Source organism: Ochrobactrum sp. 19YEA23 (assembly GCF_029909865.1).
GTDB lineage: Bacteria > Pseudomonadota > Alphaproteobacteria > Rhizobiales > Rhizobiaceae > Brucella > Brucella gambitense.
The window spans coordinates 125,499-147,968 of the sequence record NZ_JASAMQ010000006.1 but is presented as its reverse complement, the minus strand read 5'-3'; the positions used below and the strand labels follow the sequence as shown (position 1 = coordinate 147,968).

Genomic DNA, 22,470 nt, shown 5'->3' with positions numbered 1-22,470 from the left:
CAAACAGGTGCCCCGCTAAAAGCCGGGCACCTGTTTTGCATTTGCGGCCCCAGCTTCGTTGATCGAGCCGATGAAACGGATTGGGTATGGCGATGCTTTTGATGCGGGCATTGTCATTACATAATCGACGCTTAGACCGCGTTACTCATATCGAGGCTTAACGTAACGCCGGAAGCATTATCAGCCTTCTCTGTAGAGCTGGGGAAACAGACACTCAACGAATTTAGCCGCTGTCGGCCTTGGCTCATGATTGGCAAGGCCGGGTCGTTCATTGGCCTCAACAAAGATATACTCTGGCTGGTCCGGCTGCTTGATCATGAAATCTATACCGACCACTGGGATATTGATTGCGCGCGCGGCGCGACAGGCGGTGTCAACAAGTTTGGGGTCAACGATCGACGTCACGTCGTGGATAGTTCCACCCGTATGCAAATTGGCCGTTTTACGCACGGTTATCTCATGGCCATCTTTTAGTATGCTATCGAGGGACAATTTTTGTTCCTGAAGGCATCGTTTCGCTTCCGCATCAATGGGGATGCGACTTTCCCCACCAGTCGCAGCGGAGCGCCTTCGCGATTGGATTTCGATGAGCTTTCGCACCGTTGTTTTTCCATCACCCACCACACGCGGAGGGCGCCGCACTGCCGCGGCAACAAGTTCATAGTTGATGATGACCAGACGCAGATCCTCACCCTCAAAACATGCCTCCAGCAACACACGATCACAAACAGTGCGGGCTTGTTTGATCGCTGTTTGAAGGTGTTTCATGTCGGATATTCCAACAGAAATTCCGCGCCCCTGCTCTCCTCGCGCCGGTTTGACGACAAGTTTCCCATGCTGGTGTAAGAATGCTTCAAGCACTTCAGCACTTTCGTCTGCGGAAATCTGCGCGGGAACAACCAGTCCCGCTTTTTCGACCACGCGTCTGGTTACGGCTTTGTCGTCGCAGATCGACATCGCAACGCCGGATGTCATCTCGGACAAGCTTTCGCGACAATGAACCGAACGCCCCCCATAAGAGAGGCGAAAGAACCCACCCTCTGCATCGGTTACATCGACCTGCACGCCCCGGCGCGTTGCCTCGTCCACGATGATCCGTGCATAGGGATTAAGTGCTTCAACAGCTTCGAGACGGGATGCGAAAAACTTTTCATTAATTGCATTTTTGCATTTAACCGCAAAGAGCGGAACGCGATTGAAACCGAGTTTCTCATAGAGACGAATTGCGTTTTCATTATTGTGCAGCACTGACAAATCAACATGACGCAGGCCGCGAGCCTGAAAATGTTCGGCTAGCATGCGCACCAGCTTTTCGCCGATGCCGGGTTGGCGTGCCTGAGGGTGAACCGCAAGGCACCACAGCGACGCTCCCCGATCTGGATCATCGAACAGGCGCTGATGGTCAATACCGGTCACCGTTCCAACAATCTCACCAGTGACATCGTCCTGAGCGACAAAATAGGTGACTGCACGATTGACGCGCTCTGCAGAAAAGAAGTCTGCCCGAAGCTGAACCATGCCGCATGCGGCATAAATTCCATTGATGCCGTCCGCATCAATTTCTGAAATAGCGCGGCGAATGGTGATGCCGCGTGTGCGGCGTCCACCGGCCCGGTAAGTTGAGAGTTCCAGACGATATGTATGCGACGGATCAAGGAATATTTCGTGGGGTGCAAGCGACAGCAGTACGTGCGGATCGCTGACATAGAATAGAATATCTCTGCTCGCCGGTGCTTCCGCTCGCATTGCGTCGACAATGGACTGATTGCTGTCGAATGTCTGGGCAAACAACAGTCGCCCCCAACCGCAATCGAGGGTGACATTGTGTTGTCTACTATTGGCTTCCACCTTGTTGCCGCCAGGCGAATGTTCCTGGTAAAATCCAGCACTTTCAGGCGTGCGCAAGCGTGTCAGACGATGCGAAAGAGCCTTGCCGCCCCTGGCTTTCTGCCGGGTCATATGTTCCTCACCATGATTTCGCATTTATGCCTCCTGTGTCTGGAGCCACATTTCCAGCAGTCCGGCCTGCCACAGTTCCGAGCCACGCAGCGGTGTGATGTGGTCTGATGGTTTGGCAAACAGAGTCTCAAGATAGTCACGCTGGAAAAGCCCACGCTCACGTGCTTTCTGAGATGAAAGCGCATCGCGTAGCATGTCGAGATAAGGGCCAGCGATATATTTTAGCTGCGGTACCGGGAAATAACCCTTCTTGCGGTCGATGACTTCGCTTGGAATGACTTTTCGAGCTACGTCCTTGAGGATGCCTTTACCGCCGTCGCGCAGCTTCTCTTCCGGCGGAATACGCGCTGCCAGTTCAACCAGTTCGTGGTCAAGGAAAGGAACGCGCGCTTCCAGCCCCCATGCCATCGTCATATTATCGACGCGCTTGACCGGGTCATCCACGAGCATGACATTGGTATCAAGCCTGAGTGCACGATCAACGGGCGTATCGGCACCGTCTTCTAGCAACTTCTCTTCGAGAAGTTCCTGACTGTAATCTCGCTCGGTCATCCATTCCGGAGACAGTTGCGTTGCAAGCACGGCATTCGTGCGGTCGCGAAAGCCCTTGGCATAGTCGCTAACGACATCGTTGGAATCCACAAGCGGCGGATACCAGTGGTAGCCACCAAACACCTCGTCAGCACCCTGACCGGACTGGACCACCTTGATATGTTTCGACACCTCTTTAGACAGAAGGTAAAAGCCGACATTGTCATAAGAGACCATCGGTTCCGACATGGCGGCAATGGTTCCGGGCAAAGCGTCCATAAGATCCGCCGACGGAACGAAGATCTTATGATGATCCGTTTCGAAGTGCTTGGCTATCAGATCCGAATAGACGAATTCGTCGCCTTTCTCACCATTGGCTTCTTCGAAACCGACAGAAAAACTCATCAAGCCAGTCTGGCCTGCTTCCGCCAGTAAACCCACGATAAGGCTGGAATCCACACCGCCGGAAAGAAGAACGCCGACCGGAACATCTGAAATCATCCGTCTTTTGACTGCGAGGCGGAGCATGTCCAACAGCTGTTCCTGCCACTCCTCGCGGCTGAGCGCGCTGTCACCCGGAAGTCGGCGATAAGGCGCCTGCCAATAGATGCGATCCTTGAAACTGCCATTGGCCTCATAAATACGCATCGTTGCGGGCGGAAGCTTGCGTACGCCTTCATAGATCGTACGCGGCGGCGGAACGACAGCGTGAAAGCTCATGTAATTATGGAGGGCAGCACTGTCAATTGATGTATCAACACCACCCGCCTTCACCAGTGCAGGCAAAGAAGATGCAAAGCGCAATGCGCCATTGACCTCGGCGAGATAGAGCGGCTTTATTCCGAAACGATCACGGGCAAGAATAATCCGCCCTGTATCGCGTTCGTGGATTGCGAAAGCAAACATTCCTAGAAACCGCGAGACGCAATTTTCTCCCCAGGCGTGCCAGGCTTTCAGGATCACCTCGGTGTCTCCATCGGAGAAGAAGTGGTAACCCTTCGCTTCAAGCTCTGTGCGTAACTCGCGGAAATTGTAGATACATCCATTGAATACCAATGTCAGACCAAGGTCCGCATCGATCATGGGTTGTTGAGATTTTTCGGAAAGATCGAGAATTCTCAGTCTTCTGTGACCGAAGCCGATATTGCCCCGGATGACGATACCAGATGCGTCCGGCCCTCTGGGGCTCAAAACATCTGCCATTTTCGAGACTGCCGAAACCGATGGCGTGCCGCCATCGAACCTGACTTCTCCGCAAATTCCACACATAAAAAGGGTCGAAACCTCCATTGTCATAATGAGAGCGTGTCCTGTGACGGTTGGTCCGTCAAACCCGCTCCCTCTCTTTGCATTGCTGAAAACTGCTTCAAACCTTTCCAGTAACGCTATCACGAATGGGGCCGTCGCGTATGTTCTGGCGGCGGCCCTCATAGTTGCAAATGCAAGAGCGCCGGGATGGTTCCCATTTTTATCGACTTTTCCTATCCCGCAATAGCGACAGTCCTGGCTTTTGAAAGCATATAGTCTTCCGCTGCCACCATATGCTCATAAGTGATGCGCCGGGCATCCTCGGCCCTGTTTTCCGTAAGAGCGGCAAGCAGGCGATGCTGGAAAACAAGGCCAGCTTCGCGGGAAGCAGGCGTTGGATCTGCATAGATTACGCGCGCAACAGGCAGGCTGCGCAAAAGGTGATGCGTCAGCCCACAAACGAAACCTAGCAGCCTGTCTGGACATTGTTGCGCCAGCAGCGAATGGAAATCTAGCTCTGCCACGCGCTGTTGATATTGATCTTCCAGATCAATCGGAGGGCGGTCATAAATACGCATCGTGTTTTCAAGCTTGATGACATCGCCTTGTGTGAGTTTGCCTGCAAGCAATGCAGCAATTTCCGGTTCCAGCAATTTGCGTATCGCGTAGATTTCGCTCAAGCTTGGCTGGTCAAAGAAGAAAAAGCTGCCCAACATTTCCATGGCATGTCGCGCCGATGGCTCAGCCACAAATGCGCCGCCTCCCGGCCCGCTTCGCGTATAGATAAGCCCTTGCGTTTCAAGCGCTTTCATGGCCTCACGAACAGTGCCCTTTGCGGCTTTAAACTGATCGATCAGTTCTTTTTCCTGAGGTAGCCGATCTCCGGGTTCCAGTGTTTTCGCTCGTATGAAATCTTTGATGCGGTCGGCAATTTCCTCCGGTCTGCGCTTGGCTTTTGTGGCACCCGCGCGCGTGCGCGCGCCTGTTACGCCGCTATTTTTAAGGCCCGTCTTGACCATGCCGCTTCTACTCTTTCCTGATGCTTGGTGCGCTTTCCAGCAATTGTCGCGTATAGGCGTGTTTCGGATGAGCGAAAAGCTCTTCGGCTTCAGCTTCCTCGACAATTTCCCCGAAATACATCACTGCTACACGATCCGAGATCGCTTCCACGACCGCCAGATCGTGACTTATGAAAAGATAGGACAGACTAAATTCGCGCTTGAGTTCTTCCAGAAGCAACAGAACCTGAGCTTGTACCGAGACATCAAGAGCGCTCACGGGCTCATCGAGTACAATGATCTCGGCTTCCGCTGCGAGCGTTCGCGCAATTGCGATGCGCTGCGCCTGCCCGCCCGAGAATTCGTGCGGATAGCGATCCAGCGTGTCTCTGGGCATTTGTACCGCATCGAGCAACTGCGCCATTTTCTGTGCACGCTGCGCAGCATCAAGTTTGCCTAGAAGATTGAGTGGAACGTCCAGAATTTGCTTGATCGTCTTGCGCGGATTCAGTGAGGCAACAGGGTCCTGAAAAACATACTGAATGACCTTGCCAAATGCGCGAGCACCTAATTTGCGCAGATCGGTTGCATCGCGGTCCGCGATTGTCATGGTCCCGCTTGTCGGTTCAGTCAGTCCCACAAACATCCGTGCAAGCGTGCTTTTACCCGATCCGCTTTCCCCGACCACGGCAAGTGTCTCCCCCCGCCGCAGATCAAGTGACACATTTTTGACCGCATCAACCTGATGGCGTTTCCGACCGAAAAGAGTTCGCCCGCCACCAAATGTCTTGGTAAGCTCATGTGCACTGATCGCAATTTCACTCATGCTTGCATGCCTTTATTCTCGCGTCCGAAGACTTTCGCAACCTTGTCGAGAAAGCTTGCGCCTTGTCCGAGTTCGGGCACGCAAGCAATCAGTCGACGCGTATAGTCATGCTGCGGATTGGATAAGACCTCCTTTGCAGTACCGGTCTCGACGATCTCGCCATCTTTCATCACCGCAACGCGGTCACAAATTTCCGAAACCACCCCGAAGTCATGGGTGATGAACAACAGCGCGATGCCGCGCTCACGCTGCAATTCACGCAGCAGATCCAGAATTCGCGCCTGCACGGTCACGTCCAGCGCGGTGGTTGGTTCGTCGGCGATGATGATATCGGGGTCATTGGCGAGTGCCATCGCGATGCCAACACGCTGGCGCTGCCCTCCGGAAAGCTGATGCGGATAGTGACTGGCGCGGTCTCGGGCGTCCGGAATGCCAACCTTCTCAAGCAGGGCTATTGCCTGTTCGCGTCGCTCGGCCGCCGTCATGCGACGATGCGCTCCAATGGCTTCTTCAACCTGCCAGCCGATGGAATACATCGGATGCAATGTCGTCAGCGGATCTTGAAACACATAGGCCACTTTGCTTCCACGAAGGGTCGTGAGTTCTGTTTCCGGCAGGGAAAGCACATCCCTGCCCTCCAGATATATCGAACCGTTACGAATAAGCCCGGGCGGCGATGCCACGAGCCCCATGATTGAAAGCGCGGTAACGCTCTTCCCTGAACCGCTTTCTCCAATGAGGCCAAGACACTCTCCCCGATACAACTGGAGAGAAACATTCTTCACAGCAGGGGTGAAACGCCCGCCGCTGACAAAACCTGTTTCCAGCGCTTCGACCGACAATATCGCATCGCAGGGCGCATCGGGTTTTGTGGCGCGATCACGGGCTATTTCCGTTCTGGCGCCGGGGCGTGCAAGTGCACCGGACCGCAGGCGTGGATCGAGTATGTCGCGCACACCGTCACCAAGCACATTCAGGCTGATCACAAGCAGGAAAATCATCAGACCGGGTATGATCGACACATGCGGCGCATTGAAGAGTTGTGCCCTGCCCTCACCCAGCATCGACCCCAGATCAGCCTGCGGGGGCTGTGCTCCCAGACCAAGAAAACTGAGACCGGCCGTTTCAAGGATCATCCAACCGGCAGTTGTCGACATGGTAATGACGATCACGGGCATGACATTTGGAAGAACCTCGCTCGCCAGAATCGAAATAGGACTTTTGCCGGAAAGCCGCGCCGCATCAATGAATTCGCGATGGGCAAGACCGAGCGTAACACCACGGACATTGCGCGCAAAAAACGGGATATTGACGACAGCAATCGCGAAAAGCGCATTCATCAAACCGGGCCCGAGGACTGCAACAATGGCTAAGGCAAGGAGTATGTAAGGGAACGCCATCAACATATCGATGCCGCGCATCATCAGATTATCGGTGCGGCTGCCGACAAAGCCAGCGACAAGGCCGATGGAAGAACCGATAACAGCCGCTATCAAAGTTGCAGCAAAGCCCACCGCCACTGATACACGTGTCCCCCAGATGATCCGGCTTAAAATATCTCGCCCAAGTTGATCGGTTCCGAGCAAATGGCCGGATGTGAACAATGGCTGTAGACGTGTCGCGGGCGCCGTTGCATCCGGATCAGGCAAAGGCAGCAACGGTGCCGCCAGAACCACAAGACAGATAGCAATCAGCAGGAAAAAGCCGAAGGCGGCCAGCCGATTGCTCATGAGCAATCCCCAAGACGTCAGACGTGTCTGTGCCGGAACCGCCGCAGTTTGTGTCAGCAAGCTCATGTGCGAATCCTCGGGTCAAGCATGGTCTGGAGAATATCGGCCACCAGATTGAAAATGACGTAGCTTGCGGCCATCACAAGAACACCACCTTGCACCAGCAGGATATCGCGCGTGGATATGGCCTTCACCAACATTGCGCCGATACCGGGCCATTGAAACACGGTTTCGATATAGACCGCTCCACCCAGCACGAAACCTGCCTGTATACCGATGACGGGAATGACACTGACAAGTGCCGCGCGAAACGCGTGGCGGTAGATCACCCGCCGTTCATTGAGCCCCTTGGCGCGAGCCGTGCGGATATAGTCTTGTCGCAGGACTTCCAGCATCGCGCTGCGTGTCAATCGGGCGATAACACCAGCCGCTACAACGGCAAGTGTTGCCGCTGGTAAAATCAAATGCCAGAGCAGGTCTTTCAGATCACCGCCGCCATAGACAGCATACATTCCAGAGGCCGGCAGCACCCGCCAATGAACTGCAAAAAGATAAATCAGCAATAGGCCGAGCCAAAATGAAGGGATGGAAATTCCGGCCAGAACCACAAAGGTTATCGCGCGATCAGCCCAACCGTATTGCCGTACCGCCGAGACGATGCCCGCCAGCAAGCCGACGATGGAACACAGGACGAGCGCCACACCAGCCAGGATCAGAGTAGCGTGAAATCGCTCCAGCACTTCATCAAGCACTGGTCTGTTGAGCACAAAGGAACGGCCAAAGTCGCCGTGCAACAGATTGTCGATCCAGATGAAATATTGCTGCACAAGCGGCTTATCCAGACCAAGATCGCGGTTTACTCGCTCAACGTTTTCCGGTGTCGCATATGAGCCTAGCAATGCAGTTGCCGTATCGCCGGGGATCATGGCCATCACAAGAAAAACGATGATGGAAAGTCCCAGCAGGACGGGGATGACCGCGGCAAGACGCTTTAGAATATAGGCTGGCATTTCAAGCCCTCCTGTATGTCATGGGAAATCGCTGCCGTGAACCTCGGCGAGCGGGGGTGAGGCTCACTCCTTTGTCACGTTTTTCAGATGCAGCAGGAAGGACGGTTGCAGCTTGAAGCCTTTCACGGCTGCGGTTGTGACCGCATTTTGCTTCCAGTTGGCCACAAAAAGCCACGGCGCATCGTCATGCACAATTGCCTGCACCTTGCCGTAGAGTTTGCCCCGTTCGGTCTGATCGGTGGAGGTGCGCGCCTTCTCGAGAAGCGTGTCAAGTTGCGAGTTGGAGTAATAGCCGGAATTAAACCCACCCTTGTCAGGTAGGGCGTCCGTCCGCAAAGTCAGATATGGCACTGTATCGGGGTCATTGGTCATCCACGCCATTTCCGCCATATCGGCTTTGCCGTCGAGGCCGGTGTTTACGCGACCCAGAAAGGTGTTCCATTCATAGGTCTCGATTTTCACCTTAAACCCAACAGCCTGCAGATCTGCTTGGATAGCTGCTCCCATGGTGATGGGGTCAAGCATGCCGGAACCGCCCTCAGTCACATAAAATGTAATCTCTGGATTGGTGACCCCGGCCTCGGCCAGCAATGCTTTTGCCTTTTCAGGGTCATAGGGATAGGGCTCTGTTTTGTCCTCCACCCAGTTGAAAGCAGGTGGAATCGGTCCTGCTGCCACGGTTGCCGAGCCTTGCAGAACATTATCGACGAGAGCTTTCTTATTCACTGCGTAATTTGCGGCTTGACGCACTTTTTTATCCGCGAAAGGCCCCGTTTTTGCATTCAGAATTGTGAACCAGACGTGAGGTCCAGCCTGCTCGGTAACGGCGAAGTTCCCGTCCTGCTTGAAGGTGGCGAGATTGTCTGGCGGCACTTCCACCATCACATCAAGACCACCAGCCATCATTTCCGCGACGCGGGTATTGGGATCAGTGATCGGACGGAATACGATGGCTTCCAAGGCGGGTGCACCATCCCAATAGTCGGAGTTTCGTTCCACAACAACACGTTGGCCGGACTGCCATTCGGCGAACTTGAACGGACCTGTTCCCGATGGATGGCGCCCAAATTCCTTACCGTATTTCTTTACAGCTTTAGGCGACACGATCAAACCGGTCGGATAGGCCAGATTGGACAGGAACGGCGAAAATGGCTCTTTCAGTTTGAACTCGACTGTTGCCGGATCAATCGCATTGACCGCTTCAATCGACGAGAAATTGAAGGAAAGCGGAAAAGGCCCCGTGTTGTAGAAAGGGTGATCCGCCTTCAACATCCGATCGAAGTTGAACTTCACTGCTTCGGCGTTGAAATCGGACCCGTCATGAAATTTGATACCCTGACGCAGCTTGAAGCGATAGGTTTTACCGTCATCCGAAATTGTCCAGCTTTCAGCGAGTGCCGGTTCAACCTCAAGCGTCCCATCCTTATAGCGCACGAGGCCGTCATATATATTCACGAGAATGCGGAAGTCATTGGTTGCGGTCACCGTATGCGGATCGAGAGATTGCGGCTCAGCAATCTGTCCTACGATCAATACATTGGGCGGCGTTTGAGCCAGCGACGGCATTGCAGGGCCCGCAATTGCGAGCGCTATCGCTGTCAGCGCAGCACGAAATAATCTTCTCATAGAGCGATCCCCTTTCGTTATGCCAATTAGCTAACTCTAATTTATAGGCATAAAATCGTTGGGATCAATGAACTATCATAATAAATTTCAAGCCGACGAAAAAGGCGGGCCTTGGCCCACCCGCAAATTCCGGTAAATTTTTGCTATTCGGCAGGAGTATCTTCCGGCTTCAAGTCCTGTTCGGCTTTCGTGGACTTTTGATGCGTAAAGCCCTTCAATCCCTTGGCAGTTTCTTCGGCATCGCGTTTGATTTCCACGTCGCTCATTGCGTAATGAACGGTCAGTTTTGCAATCGATGTCAAAGCACTCAGATGAATGCGCTCATATCCGTGCGACGCATCGACCCCGAACGTCAGTAGCGCTGTGCGCACGTCATGCCCTGCTTCAACAGCAGAAGCAGCATCTGAGCGATAATAACGAAACACATCTTTCTGCACCTGAATATCGTGTTCGCCACAAAGCTCATAGAGCTTCTTCGTCAGGTGATAATCGAATGGTCCGGTCTGATCAGCCATAGCAAGTGTTACGCCGAATTCAGAGGAGTTTTGTCCAGGCGCGGTGGTTCCATTATCGATGGCAACAAGAGAGGCAATATCGGGAACCACTACAGCCGAAGCGCCGACCCCCACTTCTTCGCCAATCGTGAAAAGCCAATAGGTGTCAACTGGCGTTTCGATTTCACCTCGCTGCATGGCTTCAAGAGAGGCCAGCATGATGGCAACGCCTGCTTTGTCATCCAGATGGCGAGAGACAATGAAGCCGTTATCAATAAACTCCGGTGCGGGGTCGACAGCAACAATGTCGCCGACATCAATGCCAAGCTGGACAAGGTCTTCCTTGTTTCGTGCCAGGGCATCGACCCGCAATTCGACATAGGGCCAGCCCACCGGCTGACTATCCACTTCTTCGTTGAAGGTGTGCCCGGAGGCCTTCAATGGCAGGATTGACCCGCGATAGGTTCCCTTGCCGGAAAAGATGGATACACGCGCACCTTCTGCGAAACGGGCAGACCAGTTGCCGATGGAGACAAGCTCGAGCCGGCCATTATCTTTCAGGTACTTAACCTGGGCGCCTAATGTGTCAACATGGGAGACAATGCCGCGCGCCGGGCGTCTGGATGCACCCGATCGACGCGCCTGAATAGCGCCGCGTCTGGTCAACATGACTTCCAGACCGAGCATTTCCAATTCACGTGCGACATAGTGAACAGCTTCATCCGTAAAGCCGGTTGGGCTTGGTATCGAAAGAAGCGCCTTGAGCCGTGTGACGAGATAGTCCTGATCGATAGAGATGGAGTTCTGCATGAATCGAATGTCGCAGAATGCAGAAATATCGTCAACAATGCGGAGCCAACCTATCGTGAAGTTGACCCCGCGCAGTCCTGTTATCAGCGATTTGCGAAAACGCTTGCAATCGCTGCTTTCGTTGCTGAAACGACCTGATCCGCTTCGTCCTGCGTCAGACAGAGCGGTGGCGCAAAGCCCAGAATGTCACCTTCCGGCATTGCACGCCCGATCACGCCATTGGCAAGGAGGGCCGCCGAAATTTGTGCGCCAATCTTGAGCGACGGGTCGAAGAACCTGCGATCATCGCGATCTTCCACAAACTCGATAGCGGCCATCAGCCCCTCACCACGCACATCTCCGACATGCTTGTGATCGCCGATAGCGTCCTGAAGAGCCTTGCGGAAATAAGCACCGGTCGAACCGACATTCTCCACGAGCTTCAGGTCATCAATGAGCTGGAGATTTGCTACACCGGCAGCCGCGCAGATCGGATGCGCCGAATAGGTCCAACCATGCCCAATCGGTCCCATTTTGTCTGATCCCTTGACCAGCACGTCCCACATGCGATCCGAGACTATCGATCCAGAAAGTGGCGCATAGGCCGACGTCAATCCTTTGGCGATTGTAATCAGTTCTGGCTTCATTCCATAATGTTCGGAACCAAACATGCTGCCCAGACGACCGAAACCAGTCACCACTTCGTCTGCAACCAGCAAAATGTCGTATTTGTCCAGAACGGCCTGTATCTTCTGCCAATAGCCAGCAGGTGGCGGCACGATCCCGCCGGTGCCCAATACAGGCTCGCCGATGAAAGCAGCAATCGTGTCAGGTCCCTCAGCGAGGATCATCTCTTCAAGCTGATCAGCGCAATATTGCGAGAATTGCTCCTCACCCATCGCGCGATCCTCGCGGCGGAAATAATAAGGCGCCTGCGTATGCAGAATAGGCGCACGCGGCAAATCGAATGCATTATGGAAGGTCGCAAGACCAGTCAGACTGCCAGTCATGACGCCGGAGCCATGATATCCGCGCCAGCGCGAGATGATTTTTTTCTTTTCAGGGCGCCCAAGAATATTGTTGTAGTACCATATCAGTTTGATGTTGGTTTCGTTGGCGTCAGAGCCGGACAAACCAAAATAAACGCGGCTCATATGCGCTGGCGCCCGGTCGATAATCATCTTGGCAAGCGTAATCGATACTTCGGTGCCGTGGCCGACATAGGCATGGTAGTAGGCGAGCTTATGCGCCTGTTCAGCGATCGCATCAGCGATCTCCTTGCGGCCGTAACCCACATTCACACAATAGAGGCCGGCAAAAGCATCAAGGCTCTGACGTCCATTCACATCGGTGATAAACACGCCGTTGCCTTCGTCCAATACTCGGGTTGGCGTCTCTCCGCGCGCATGCATACCCATATGTGTTGATGGGTGGAAAAAATGATCGCGGTCCCAGGCGGTCAGTTCGTTGCTGTTGTTTAACACTGTCAGTTTCCTTTCATTTCGCAACACATTCATGCGGCGGTATCGATGCAGATATATTTGAGTTCGGTGAAAGCGTGGATGCCGTGATGGGAGCCTTCTCGCCCTAGTCCGGATTGTTTCCAGCCGCCAAAGGGGATCGGTGCTCCGGTGATCTTGGCGCGATTGATGGCAACCATGCCGTATTCGAGAGCACGTCCCATTCTTAGTTGCCGGGCCCCGTTTGCCGTTACGACATAAGCGACGAGGCCATATTCTGTGGCGTTAGCCCGCGCAATGACCTCATCTTCCAGATCAAACGCGGTGATTGCAGCAACCGGGCCGAATGTTTCTTCGTGCATGATCGCCGCGTCATTCGGCACATCGACCAATAAGGTCGGCTCATAGAACAACGTGTTTTCGCCGATACGATTTCCGCCAACGAGCACACTTGCCCCACGCGCACGCGCATCCGCGACGTGTTCTTCGACCTTGGCGATGGCCCGTTCATGCATCAGCGGCCCGATATCCACCCCAGCCTCGAAACCATGACCAACCTTGAGCGATGCGATGCGCGCCGCAAAGGCTTCGGTGAAGGAAGCGAGAATGCCGCGCTGGACAAAAATGCGATTTGCAGCAAGGCAGTCTTGACCAGAAGTGGCGAATTTCGCGGCCATCGCCACGTCTACTGCTCGCTCCAGATCCGCGTCGTCGAATATGATCAATGGTGCATGCCCGCCAAGTTCCATGACGAGGCGTTTGACACTTCTAGCACATTTTGAAGCGATCAACTTGCCAATCTGGGTGGAACCGGTAAAGCTCAACGCGCGTATTCTGGTGTCATTGCAAAGCGTATCGACGATAGGTGCCGCCTTGCCCGTGACTACATTGAAAATACCGGCGGGAAAGCCTGCTCTTTCGCCAAGCTCGGCCAGCGCCAGAGCAGAAAGCGGTGTCTCGGAGGACGGATGAACGACAACCGGACAGCCCGCTGCAAGAGCCGCTGCTGCCTTTCTTGTAATCATGGCATTCGGGAAATTCCACGGGGTTACCAAACCCACAACACCAAGAGCCTCACGACGCACGAGCATTTCGGCATCGGGCAGATGGCTGGCTATTGTTTCTCCGTTCAGGCGTTTTGCTTCTTCAGCGAACCACTCGATAAAGGCTGCGCCATAGTCGATCTCACCGAGGGATTCAGAGAACGGTTTGCCCTGCTCCAGCGTCATGAGCACTGCGAGGTCGTCCCGGTTCTGAACAATCAGTTCATACCACCGCCGCAAAATACCCGCGCGTTCCTGCGGCAGCAACCGTGACCAAGCAGGAAATGCAGTCTCTGCAGCATCAACCGCCGCAAGAGTGTGGGTCTCATTCAGACTAGCGACACGTGCGAGGCGCTGGCCAGTCGCGGGGTCGACAACCGGAAATGTCTCGGCCTTCTCACCGGACATCCAACGCCCATTGATATAGGCAAGCTCTCGAAAGAGATGTTTGTCCCGGAGCCTTTTAAGCCCGTCGTGTTGTATCGGATGATCCAGAACGGCATTCATCGTGCTTCTCCCAATTCAGGAAAAGCATGTCATGGGAGCACTGTCGATTTGGACCAAAGCAAACTGCGACACACGTAATTTGGACTAATATTGCCCCTGTTCGTAGTCCGCTTGGTCTATGCAGGATTATCCGTCAGGAGCGAAAGTGGCGTAGCGCCTTTCGCGTCCTTGACCAACTTGGTCACAATATACGTGAAATAGCGCTCAATGCCGATACTCTGGTCCAAAAGCCGGTCGATTAACCGCTGGTAACCATCAATATCGCGCGCTACGACCATCAGGAAATAGTCCACGCCGCCACCAACAGACCAACAAGAAATGACTTCCGGTAACGCCGAAACAGCCCGTTCAAATCGATCAAAGTCGCTCTGACGATGATTACCCAGTGTAATCTGCACGATAACATGGGCGATGGGCGCGACTTTTCGATAGGCGATGTGCGCATGATAGCCGGTCACTATGCCCGCCTCTTCCAGCTTGCGAAGGCGTAACCAGCACGGTGTCGGGGATAAACCAACCTTTTCCGCCAATGCGAGTTTCGTGATTTTTGCATTCTCCTGCACTGCATCGAGAATGCGCAGATCAACAGCATCAAGCTTCAAGGCGGACTTCATTTGGTTGATCCGGTTCACATGAGGTTTTCTAATTAGGGTGCCGTTCCTTGGCATGAGCAAGAAGGGCTGGCAAGGCTCGCCGCCAAAACAGCGCGAAAATCTAATTGTAATGATCCAATATAATCATTGACATGATCTTCCCTGTCTTTCACACATATTGCAACGAAAATAATCAAGACATGGGGAACGAGCTTGCGGCCACACGGTTGCGCATATGGTGCATTATTGCGCCTTGCGTTTGAGCATCCTTCAAATTGGCTGCAGCGTTTCCGTCACTCAACCAGCTCTGAGAGGCAATAGGCGTGTCCGAAACGGTGAGCATCAGAGAAATAGAACAAGCCCGTGACAGGTTAAAAGGCCATGTCAAGCGAACCCCACTTATCCGCTCAAATACCCTAAGTAAAATATCGGGAACACCTGTTTTTCTCAAACTTGAAAATCGTCAAACCACAGGCAGCTTCAAATTGCGAGGCGCCACAAATGCTGTTCTAAGCCTGCCAGCTTCGAAGCGGATGTTCGGGGTTGTCACCGCTTCAACCGGAAATCACGGTCGCGCATTGGCCCATGCAGCTTCGCTGCAAGGTCTCAAAGCCACCATCTGCCTGTCTTCACTTGTTCCGCCAAATAAGGTCGAAGCCATACATCGACTGGGTGCGGATATTCGCATTGTTGGAAAATCTCAAGATGATGCAATGGAGGAAGTCGCTCGTCTCTCCCGTGATCAGAGAATGAATGTGGTCCCACCATTCGATGATCCCCATGTGATAGCTGGTCAGGGAACGGTCGGGCTTGAACTTCTGGAAAGTTCGCCCGAGATCGAGACCGTATTGATCCCGCTTTCTGGCGGCGGACTTGCATCGGGTATAGCGGCTGCAGTTAAGGCTCTTAAGCCAAAAGCCAGAATAATTGGCATCTCCATACAGCGCGGCGCTGCAATGCAGGCAAGTCTTGCTGTAGGTCATCCCGTCAATGTGGAAGAAGTGGATACGCTTGCAGACTCGCTTGGAGGCGGCATTGGCCTGGATAATCGCTGGACCTTCGCTATGTGCCGCGATCTGCTGGACGACGTGGTTCTGCTTGAGGAAGAGGAGATTACCGCAGGCGTGAGACATATGGCCGTCCATGAGAACGAGATCGTCGAGGGCGCTGCAGCCGTTGGAGTTGGGGCACTCCTCAGTGGGAAGTTAGATGTTTCCACGCCAACAGCGATCATTGTTTCCGGCGGTAATATTGACCCCAAACAGCACCGCATGATCATGAGTGCCAGTGTAGAGGGGGCGAACTGATGGCTGAGATGCGGATATTGAGCGAAGGAGATCTCCGTCAGTTCATAGCGCTCGATCTGGAAAGCATTGCCTGTGTTGAGGATGCGTTTCGCGCGCTTGCAAGGGGTAAAGTCAGCATGCCGCCCATCCTCCGGCTTGACATTCCTGCCGAGCGTGGGGAAGTCGATGTTAAAACCGCCTATATTCCCGGCCTCGATAGTTTCGCGATTAAAATCAGCCCCGGATTTTTCAACAATCCATCCATTGGTTTGCCCTCGACCAACGGCTTGATGATCCAATTCTCGGCAAAAACTGGGCTTATTGAAGCCCTGCTACTCGACAATGGTTATCTGACCGATGTTCGCACCGCTGCCGCGGGTGCGGTCGCTGCAAGACATCTAGCCCGTGAAGATGCAAGCAAGGCCGCGATCTTCGGCGCAGGCACACAGGCCCAGTTGCAACTGGAGGCCCTGATGTTGGTGCGCCCAATCCGGGAAGCGCGCATCTGGGCACGTGACTTCACCAGAGCCAAAAGCGCTGCTGCGGCTCTCGAACAGAAACTCGACATCCCCGTCGTTCCTGCAGACGATGCCCGGAAAGCTTGTGCGGACGTTGATATCATCGTCACGACGACGCCGTCTGAAAGGCCTCTTATCGACGCGGACTGGTTGGAGTCGGGACAGCATCTCACTGCGATGGGATCTGATGCTGAACACAAAAACGAAATAGATCCCGCGATCTTCCGTCGTCCAGTCCTCTACGTTGCGGACAGCCTGAGCCAAACGCGCAGACTGGGTGAGTTACATCACGCAATTGAAGCCGGTATTGTCAAAGCCGACACCTCTTTCCCGGAACTCGGGCGGATCATTTCGGAAGAAGGCATTTTTCATCGCAATGCCGAAGACATCACTTTCTGCGACCTGACGGGCACGGGCGTTCAGGATACCGCCATCGCACGTTTCGCTACCGAACGCGCAATTACCCGCAACACCGGTGCTAAAATCGACTCGAACAAATCTGCTGGAGACAATCAATGAGCGTTGAACTCAATTTCACCCGCGCCGAGTATGACGCCAGAATTGCCAAGACAAGACGCGCCATGGATAAGGCTGGCTTCGATATCATCATCGTAACTGACCCATCCAATATGCACTGGCTGACCGGTTACGACGGTTGGTCCTTTTACGTCCATCAATGCGTTGTCCTGGCGATGGATGGAGAACCAATATGGTATGGGCGTGGTCAGGACGGAAACGGTGCAAAGCGCACGGCCTGGATCAGTCATGACAGTATCATTGGCTATCCAGATCATTATGTGCAGTCGCTGGAACGGCATCCGATGGATTTGCTGGCGTCCATCCTCGATAACAAGGGTTGGGGCAACAAGACCATCGCGGTGGAGTTCGACAATTACTGGTATACGGCGGCCGCTCATCATGCCTTGCAGAAAGGCCTGCCGAACGCGCGTTTCAAGGATGCGCAGGGGCTGGTGAATTGGCAACGCGCAGTCAAAAGCTCTACCGAGATCGACTATATGTGTAAAGCGGGCCGCATTGTCGAGGCCATGCACAAGCGTATCGTCGATACAATAGAACCAGGTATGCGCAAATGCGATCTTGTGGCGGAAATCTACGACGCAGGAACGCGCGGTGTGGGTGAATTCGGCGGCGACTATCCGGCCATCGTGCCGCTCTTGCCGTCAGGTGCCGACGCATCCGCCCCCCATTTGACATGGAACGATCAGCCGATGAAATCCGGCGAAGGCACGTTCTTTGAAATCGCCGGTTGCTACAAGCGTTATCATTGTCCGCTTTCTCGCACGGTCTTTCTCGGTAAGCCCACGCAAGCATTTCTTGATGCCGAAAAGGCCACCTTGGAGGGGATGGAGGCAGGTCTCGCCGCCGCACGTCCCGGCAATACATGCGAGGATATTGCCGCAGGATTTTTCGATGTTTTGAAGAAATACGGCATCGTGAAAGACAATCGCACTGGCTATTCGATCGGGCTTTCCTACCCGCCGGACTGGGGCGAGCGCACGATGAGCCTTAGATCCGGTGACCGCACTGAATTGCAGCCGGGCATGACGTTTCACTTCATGACGGGGCTTTGGCTCGAAACCATGGGGCTCGAAATTACCGAAAGCATCGTCATTACGGAGACCGGCGTCGAATGCCTATCAAACGTACCGCGCAAGCTGGTGGTCAAGGACTAGGTCTGTCATGATGCACGCGACGCCACCTTTACGCCCCTCTCCGATCACGCCCACTGTCGATCTCAATCTGGATGGGGTCCAGCATGGTCATTTGCGACTACCGTGGTCGCGGGACGATTCCGCATGGGGTTCGTTGATGATCCCCATCTGCGTGATCCGCAACGGTGACGGTCCGACGGCCTTGTTGACCGGCGCCAACCACGGCGATGAATATGAGGGGCCAGTTGCGCTGTATGATCTCGCAGCGAACCTCAAACCGGACGAAATCAAGGGCCGCATCATCATCGTACCTGCGATGAATTTTCCGGCCTTTCAAGCTGGTACACGCACCTCCCCAATTGATAAAGGCAATCTCAATCGTAGTTTTCCGGGCCGTCCGGATGGCATGGTAACGGAGAAAATCGCCGACTATTTCACCCGCTATCTGTTGCCTGAAGCCGATGTGCTAGTAGACTTCCATTCGGGTGGGCGCACGCTTGATTTCCTACCCTATGCGGCTGCACACGCTCTGCCCGACAAGGAGCAGGAAAGCCGCTGCTTTGCCGCGGTCAAGGCCTTCTCTGCACCCTATTCCATGCGCATGATCGAGATCGATGCAGTGGGCATGTATGACACGACTGCGGAGGATGCAGGGAAGCTCTTTGTGACAACCGAGCTCGCAGGTGGTGGAACCATATCCGCCCGCACGGCTGCCATTGCCAAACGCGGCGTGCGCAACCTTTTGCGCCATTCCGGCATTCTGGAAGGTGAGATAGAACACTCGCCGACTGTCTGGCTCGATATGCCGTCACAAGACTGTTTCGGGTTTGCAGACACAGACGGTCTTCTGGAGCCTCTAGTCGATCTTGGTTCCGAAGTTCGGGAGGGTGATGTCATCGCCCGTGTGCATAACATTGCGCGGACCGGTGGTGCGCCGCAGGAATACCGCGCAAGGCTCGACGGCGTTCTCACTGCCCGGCACTTCCCAGGGCTTGTCAAAATGGGTGACTGCCTCTCGGTCATCGCTACGATCTGCGAGGAGCCCGTCGCGCGTTAACACGTGTGAATAGAGACATTGAAGCAATAAGCCGGTGCAAAACAAAACCGGTAATTTTAAAGAGGAGTGAACACGATGCGCATGAAACTTTATACGATTTCCGCTCTGCTTTCTGCGGTGGCTACAATTGGCCTTACCTTGCCATCTCAAGCCGTCACAATCGACGACCTGAAAAGCGCTGGCTTTGTTCGTGGGGCAACCGCCAACGAGATGCCTTATGGCTATATGGACGAGAGCGGCGCAGCCAAGGGTATTGGTCCCGACGTCGCAGCGGCGATCTTCAAAAAGCTTGGTATTGAGGAAGTCGACTGGACCGTCACGCCGTTCGGCTCTCTTATTCCCGGGCTGAAAGCCAAGCGGTTTGAGTTTGTGGCCGCTGAACAAAATGTCTTGCCGGAACGCTGCAAGCAGGTGCAGTTCACCGTCGCCAATTCCAGCTATGGCGAAGGACTTCTGGTGCCCAAGGGCAATCCTAAAAAGATTCACTCCTACGACGATATCAAGAAGGATCCTTCCCTGAAGGTCGCGATTGTGTCGGGCGCTGATCAGATCGATTTTCTGCATGGAATGGGGATCGACGAATCCCAGATTGTTATGATCCAGGGCAATGCCGATGCACCATCGACGGTGCAAACCGGTAGAGCTGATGCCTATGCTGCAACCGAACTGACCGTTGCAAAGCTGGTTGAAAACTCACCGCAGCTGGAACAGGCTCATCCTTTCACCGATCCTGTCGTTGACGGAAAATCGGCTCGAAGCTTTGGCGCCTTCAGTTTCCGTCCTGAAGACAAGGACTTCTTCGCGGCCTTTAACAAAGAGCTCATCGAGTTCAAGAAGACCGACGATTATAAGAAAATCCTGACGACATATGGACTTAGCGATGAGAGCGTAGAAGCTGCTCGTACGGCGGACACAGCGGCACTCTGCAACGCAAAGTAAGCTTACCAGCACCCGCCGGTCTCAACAGGGGGTCGGCGGGTTCAGTCTTTTCTCTGCCAGGGAGACAACCCTATGCATTGGACGGAATATCTACCCGCCCTTTTCAAAGGTGCCCAAGTCACCATCATTCTGGCTCTCAGTTCGATGGTGATTGGCACGATACTCGCATTCGCTGCTGGCATAGCCCGCTTTGCAGGTGGACCGCTCCTGTCCGCTATCGCGGTAATCTACATCGAAGTCTTCCGAGGCACATCGCTTCTGGTACAGCTGTTCTGGCTCTACTATGCCCTGCCCCTGATCGGTATCTCCTTTGATCCAGTCACCACGGGCATCATGGGCCTTGGCCTGAATATTGGAGCCTATGGTGCAGAAGTGGTTCGCGGTGCGCTACAGGCCGTGCCCGAAGCCCAACATGAGGCCGCACGGGCGCTTAATTTTGGCAAGCGGCACACACTGTTTCATATTGTATTGCCGCAGGCAGTTGTCGAAATGATGCCAGCCTTTGGTAATCTGGCCATTCACAATCTCAAGGATACCGCCCTTGCATCCCTCATTGCTATCAGTGACTTGACGTTTCAGGCGCAGAGGTTGCGCAATCTGACGCTGGATAGCGTGACCATCTATTCCCTCACACTGCTTGGTTACTTCGCCATGGCTCTCGTGCTTGCAACCGCAATAAGATGGCTGGAGCGACGCCTTAGACGTCAGACGATGGCAGGAGGTCTCGCATGATATACGGCTATGCTTGGGATACCTCGTCTACCCTGTCCTTCGCCATCTCGATCCTGCCGATCCTGGCTATAGGCCTGACAGTGACGTTGAAGGCCGCAGCAACGGGCTTTGCAATCGCCCTGGTGCTAGGACTGGTCTTCGCGCTTCTCCGACGCAGCAGTCACAAAATCGTATCCTGGCCAACCGTTGTTGTCGTGGAGTTTCTACGTGACACGCCGCTCTTGGTCCAACTTTTCTTCCTCTATTATGTTCTGCCTGTCTATGGCATCGTCCTGCCCGCGTTCCTAACCGGCGCTCTGGCACTCGGCTTGCAATATTCAGCCTATACATCGGAAGTCTATCGCGGTGGCATTGAAGCTATTCCCCGCGGACAATGGGAAGCTGCGCGCGCACTCAATCTGACACCTTGGCGGACCTATCGTGATATCGTCATTCCACAAGCGGTGCCACGTATCGTACCAGCCATGGGCAATTATCTGGTATCGATGCTCAAGGAGACGCCAGTTCTATCGGTCGTCAGCATTGTCGACATGCTCAATCTCGCCAATCTGATCGGTGACCGCACGTTCGAATATCTCGTGCCACTATCAATGGTTGGTCTGATCTTCCTTATCCTGACGCTCATCTGCTCGGCAGCTATCCGCCTGCTTGAACGCAAACTTCCAAAGAACGGGATCGCTCTCAAATGACCCAGGAAATCATCCGCTTTCAAAACGTCGTCAAACGCTTTGGAGCGCTGACCGTATTGGATCAGTTCAATTTCTCGGTCAGCAACGGCGAAAAAGTCACGCTCATCGGCCCCTCCGGCTCGGGCAAATCCACTGTGCTTCGCATACTGATGACGCTGGAGCCGTTTCAGGAGGGCACACTGGAATTGGGTGGTACGCCCTATCATGAAACCGGCGGCAAGGAGCCATTCCATGCCAGTGAAGCGCATCTGCGCAAAATCAGGTCGCATGTCGGCATGGTATTTCAAAGCTTCAATCTCTTTCCCCACATGTCCGTTTTGCGCAACATCATCGAAGCGCCTGTTCACGTGCTTGGTCTCAAACGCGCTGAAGCTGAAGCACGTGCACTGGACCTGCTTTCGCTCGTCGGCCTGTCGGACAAGAAGGATCATTATCCGTCACAGCTATCAGGCGGGCAGCAACAGCGCGTCGCTATAGCGCGATCACTGGCGATGCGTCCTCGCGTTCTGCTTTTTGATGAACCAACATCTGCGCTTGACCCGCAGCTTGTCGGTGAGGTGTTATCCGTTATACGCAGCCTCGCCCAAGAGCATGATCTGACGATGCTGATGGTAACACATGAGATGCGCTTTGCGCGCGAAGTCTCTGACCGCGTTTGCTTTTTCGACAAAGGGCGCATCTGCGAACAGGGCACACCGGAACAGATATTTCATGCGCCGAAAGAACAGCGCACCAAAGAGTTTCTCCAGTCTGTTTTATGAG

The 22,470-nt window shown here is 54.1% G+C and carries 19 protein-coding genes; 8 read left to right on the top strand and 11 right to left on the bottom strand.

The features are described from left to right. Positions 1-180 precede the first annotated feature (180 nt). From ngg to QBD01_RS16260, 11 genes are all read right to left on the bottom strand, one after another. On the bottom strand, positions 181-1,983 hold the full coding sequence (gene ngg, locus QBD01_RS16310) for an N-acetylglutaminylglutamine synthetase (protein ID WP_280993690.1): 1,803 nt from the start codon (positions 1,981-1,983) through the stop codon (positions 181-183). Further along, complete coding sequence (locus tag QBD01_RS16305; RefSeq protein ID WP_280993848.1) at positions 1,984-3,759, bottom strand: N-acetylglutaminylglutamine amidotransferase; 1,776 nt, start codon at positions 3,757-3,759, stop codon at positions 1,984-1,986. A 212-nt stretch (positions 3,760-3,971) separates the two neighbouring features. Further along, complete coding sequence (locus tag QBD01_RS16300; RefSeq protein ID WP_280993689.1) at positions 3,972-4,757, bottom strand: GntR family transcriptional regulator; 786 nt, start codon at positions 4,755-4,757, stop codon at positions 3,972-3,974. A gap of 7 nt (positions 4,758-4,764) precedes the next feature. Beyond that, positions 4,765-5,562 (bottom strand): ATP-binding cassette domain-containing protein, encoded by a 798-nt coding sequence (locus QBD01_RS16295; protein WP_280993688.1) that lies wholly within the window; start codon positions 5,560-5,562, stop codon positions 4,765-4,767. After that, entirely contained in the window at positions 5,559-7,349 is a 1,791-nt protein-coding gene (locus QBD01_RS16290) for a dipeptide/oligopeptide/nickel ABC transporter permease/ATP-binding protein (protein ID WP_392391431.1), read from the bottom strand. Before QBD01_RS16290 ends, QBD01_RS16295 begins: the two co-directional genes overlap by 4 nt. A gap of 5 nt (positions 7,350-7,354) precedes the next feature. Then, positions 7,355-8,302, bottom strand: coding sequence for an ABC transporter permease (locus QBD01_RS16285; RefSeq protein ID WP_280993686.1), 948 nt, complete (start codon positions 8,300-8,302; stop codon positions 7,355-7,357). A gap of 63 nt (positions 8,303-8,365) precedes the next feature. Continuing rightward, on the bottom strand, positions 8,366-9,928 hold the full coding sequence (locus QBD01_RS16280) for an ABC transporter substrate-binding protein (protein ID WP_280993685.1): 1,563 nt from the start codon (positions 9,926-9,928) through the stop codon (positions 8,366-8,368). Between the two features lie 143 nt (positions 9,929-10,071). Then, positions 10,072-11,232, bottom strand: a complete 1,161-nt coding sequence (locus QBD01_RS16275) for an osmoprotectant NAGGN system M42 family peptidase (protein ID WP_280993684.1) — start codon at positions 11,230-11,232, stop codon at positions 10,072-10,074. An 83-nt stretch (positions 11,233-11,315) separates the two neighbouring features. Further along, positions 11,316-12,695, bottom strand: a complete 1,380-nt coding sequence (locus QBD01_RS16270; protein ID WP_280993683.1) for an aspartate aminotransferase family protein — start codon at positions 12,693-12,695, stop codon at positions 11,316-11,318. Positions 12,696-12,724: 29 nt separating this feature from the next. After that, the gene (locus tag QBD01_RS16265) at positions 12,725-14,221 is read right to left on the bottom strand and encodes an NAD-dependent succinate-semialdehyde dehydrogenase (RefSeq protein WP_280993682.1); all 1,497 of its coding nucleotides are present in this window, start codon (positions 14,219-14,221) and stop codon (positions 12,725-12,727) included. 116 nt (positions 14,222-14,337) lie between these two features. Beyond that, positions 14,338-14,823, bottom strand: coding sequence for an Lrp/AsnC family transcriptional regulator (locus QBD01_RS16260; protein ID WP_280993847.1), 486 nt, complete (start codon positions 14,821-14,823; stop codon positions 14,338-14,340). Between the two features lie 314 nt (positions 14,824-15,137). On the opposite strand from QBD01_RS16260, the gene eutB reads away from it, so the two are divergent. From eutB to ehuA, 8 genes are all read left to right on the top strand, one after another. Then, positions 15,138-16,121 (top strand): hydroxyectoine utilization dehydratase EutB, encoded by a 984-nt coding sequence (eutB, locus tag QBD01_RS16255; protein WP_280993681.1) that lies wholly within the window; start codon positions 15,138-15,140, stop codon positions 16,119-16,121. Beyond that, a complete protein-coding gene (locus tag QBD01_RS16250; RefSeq protein WP_280993680.1) occupies positions 16,121-17,137 on the top strand; it encodes a cyclodeaminase in 1,017 nt (338 codons plus the stop codon). Before eutB ends, QBD01_RS16250 begins: the two co-directional genes overlap by 1 nt. After that, entirely contained in the window at positions 17,134-18,312 is a 1,179-nt protein-coding gene (gene doeA / locus QBD01_RS16245) for an ectoine hydrolase DoeA (RefSeq protein ID WP_280993679.1), read from the top strand. The genes QBD01_RS16250 and doeA overlap by 4 nt, the downstream gene beginning before the upstream one ends. 7 nt (positions 18,313-18,319) lie before the next feature. Further along, entirely contained in the window at positions 18,320-19,348 is a 1,029-nt protein-coding gene (doeB, locus tag QBD01_RS16240; RefSeq protein WP_280993678.1) for a N(2)-acetyl-L-2,4-diaminobutanoate deacetylase DoeB, read from the top strand. 75 nt (positions 19,349-19,423) lie between these two features. Beyond that, the gene (gene ehuB / locus QBD01_RS16235) at positions 19,424-20,287 is read left to right on the top strand and encodes an ectoine/hydroxyectoine ABC transporter substrate-binding protein EhuB (RefSeq protein ID WP_182521940.1); all 864 of its coding nucleotides are present in this window, start codon (positions 19,424-19,426) and stop codon (positions 20,285-20,287) included. A 72-nt stretch (positions 20,288-20,359) separates the two neighbouring features. Beyond that, the gene (gene ehuC / locus QBD01_RS16230) at positions 20,360-21,019 is read left to right on the top strand and encodes an ectoine/hydroxyectoine ABC transporter permease subunit EhuC (protein WP_280993677.1); all 660 of its coding nucleotides are present in this window, start codon (positions 20,360-20,362) and stop codon (positions 21,017-21,019) included. Then, the gene (gene ehuD / locus QBD01_RS16225) at positions 21,016-21,708 is read left to right on the top strand and encodes an ectoine/hydroxyectoine ABC transporter permease subunit EhuD (protein WP_280993676.1); all 693 of its coding nucleotides are present in this window, start codon (positions 21,016-21,018) and stop codon (positions 21,706-21,708) included. The genes ehuC and ehuD overlap by 4 nt, the downstream gene beginning before the upstream one ends. Continuing rightward, positions 21,705-22,469, top strand: coding sequence for an ectoine/hydroxyectoine ABC transporter ATP-binding protein EhuA (gene ehuA, locus QBD01_RS16220; protein ID WP_280993675.1), 765 nt, complete (start codon positions 21,705-21,707; stop codon positions 22,467-22,469). Before ehuD ends, ehuA begins: the two co-directional genes overlap by 4 nt. Position 22,470: the final 1 nt, after the last annotated feature.

What these genes read in the sequence shown, in the direction of transcription:
- QBD01_RS16280 (WP_280993685.1), bottom strand. Translation starts at nt 9,928, where the DNA reads ATGAGAAGATTATTTCGTGCTGCGCTGACAGCGATAGCGCTCGCAATT.
- QBD01_RS16285 (WP_280993686.1), bottom strand. Translation starts at nt 8,302, where the DNA reads ATGCCAGCCTATATTCTAAAGCGTCTTGCCGCGGTCATCCCCGTCCTG.
- doeA (WP_280993679.1), top strand. Translation starts at nt 17,134, where the DNA reads ATGAGCGTTGAACTCAATTTCACCCGCGCCGAGTATGACGCCAGAATT.
- ngg (WP_280993690.1), bottom strand. Translation starts at nt 1,983, where the DNA reads ATGCGAAATCATGGTGAGGAACATATGACCCGGCAGAAAGCCAGGGGC.
- QBD01_RS16295 (WP_280993688.1), bottom strand. Translation starts at nt 5,562, where the DNA reads ATGAGTGAAATTGCGATCAGTGCACATGAGCTTACCAAGACATTTGGT.
- QBD01_RS16265 (WP_280993682.1), bottom strand. Translation starts at nt 14,221, where the DNA reads ATGAATGCCGTTCTGGATCATCCGATACAACACGACGGGCTTAAAAGG.
- ehuC (WP_280993677.1), top strand. Translation starts at nt 20,360, where the DNA reads ATGCATTGGACGGAATATCTACCCGCCCTTTTCAAAGGTGCCCAAGTC.
- doeB (WP_280993678.1), top strand. Translation starts at nt 18,320, where the DNA reads ATGATGCACGCGACGCCACCTTTACGCCCCTCTCCGATCACGCCCACT.
- QBD01_RS16305 (WP_280993848.1), bottom strand. Translation starts at nt 3,759, where the DNA reads ATGTGTGGAATTTGCGGAGAAGTCAGGTTCGATGGCGGCACGCCATCG.
- ehuB (WP_182521940.1), top strand. Translation starts at nt 19,424, where the DNA reads ATGCGCATGAAACTTTATACGATTTCCGCTCTGCTTTCTGCGGTGGCT.
- QBD01_RS16250 (WP_280993680.1), top strand. Translation starts at nt 16,121, where the DNA reads ATGGCTGAGATGCGGATATTGAGCGAAGGAGATCTCCGTCAGTTCATA.
- QBD01_RS16275 (WP_280993684.1), bottom strand. Translation starts at nt 11,232, where the DNA reads ATGCAGAACTCCATCTCTATCGATCAGGACTATCTCGTCACACGGCTC.
- QBD01_RS16300 (WP_280993689.1), bottom strand. Translation starts at nt 4,757, where the DNA reads ATGGTCAAGACGGGCCTTAAAAATAGCGGCGTAACAGGCGCGCGCACG.
- ehuD (WP_280993676.1), top strand. Translation starts at nt 21,016, where the DNA reads ATGATATACGGCTATGCTTGGGATACCTCGTCTACCCTGTCCTTCGCC.
- ehuA (WP_280993675.1), top strand. Translation starts at nt 21,705, where the DNA reads ATGACCCAGGAAATCATCCGCTTTCAAAACGTCGTCAAACGCTTTGGA.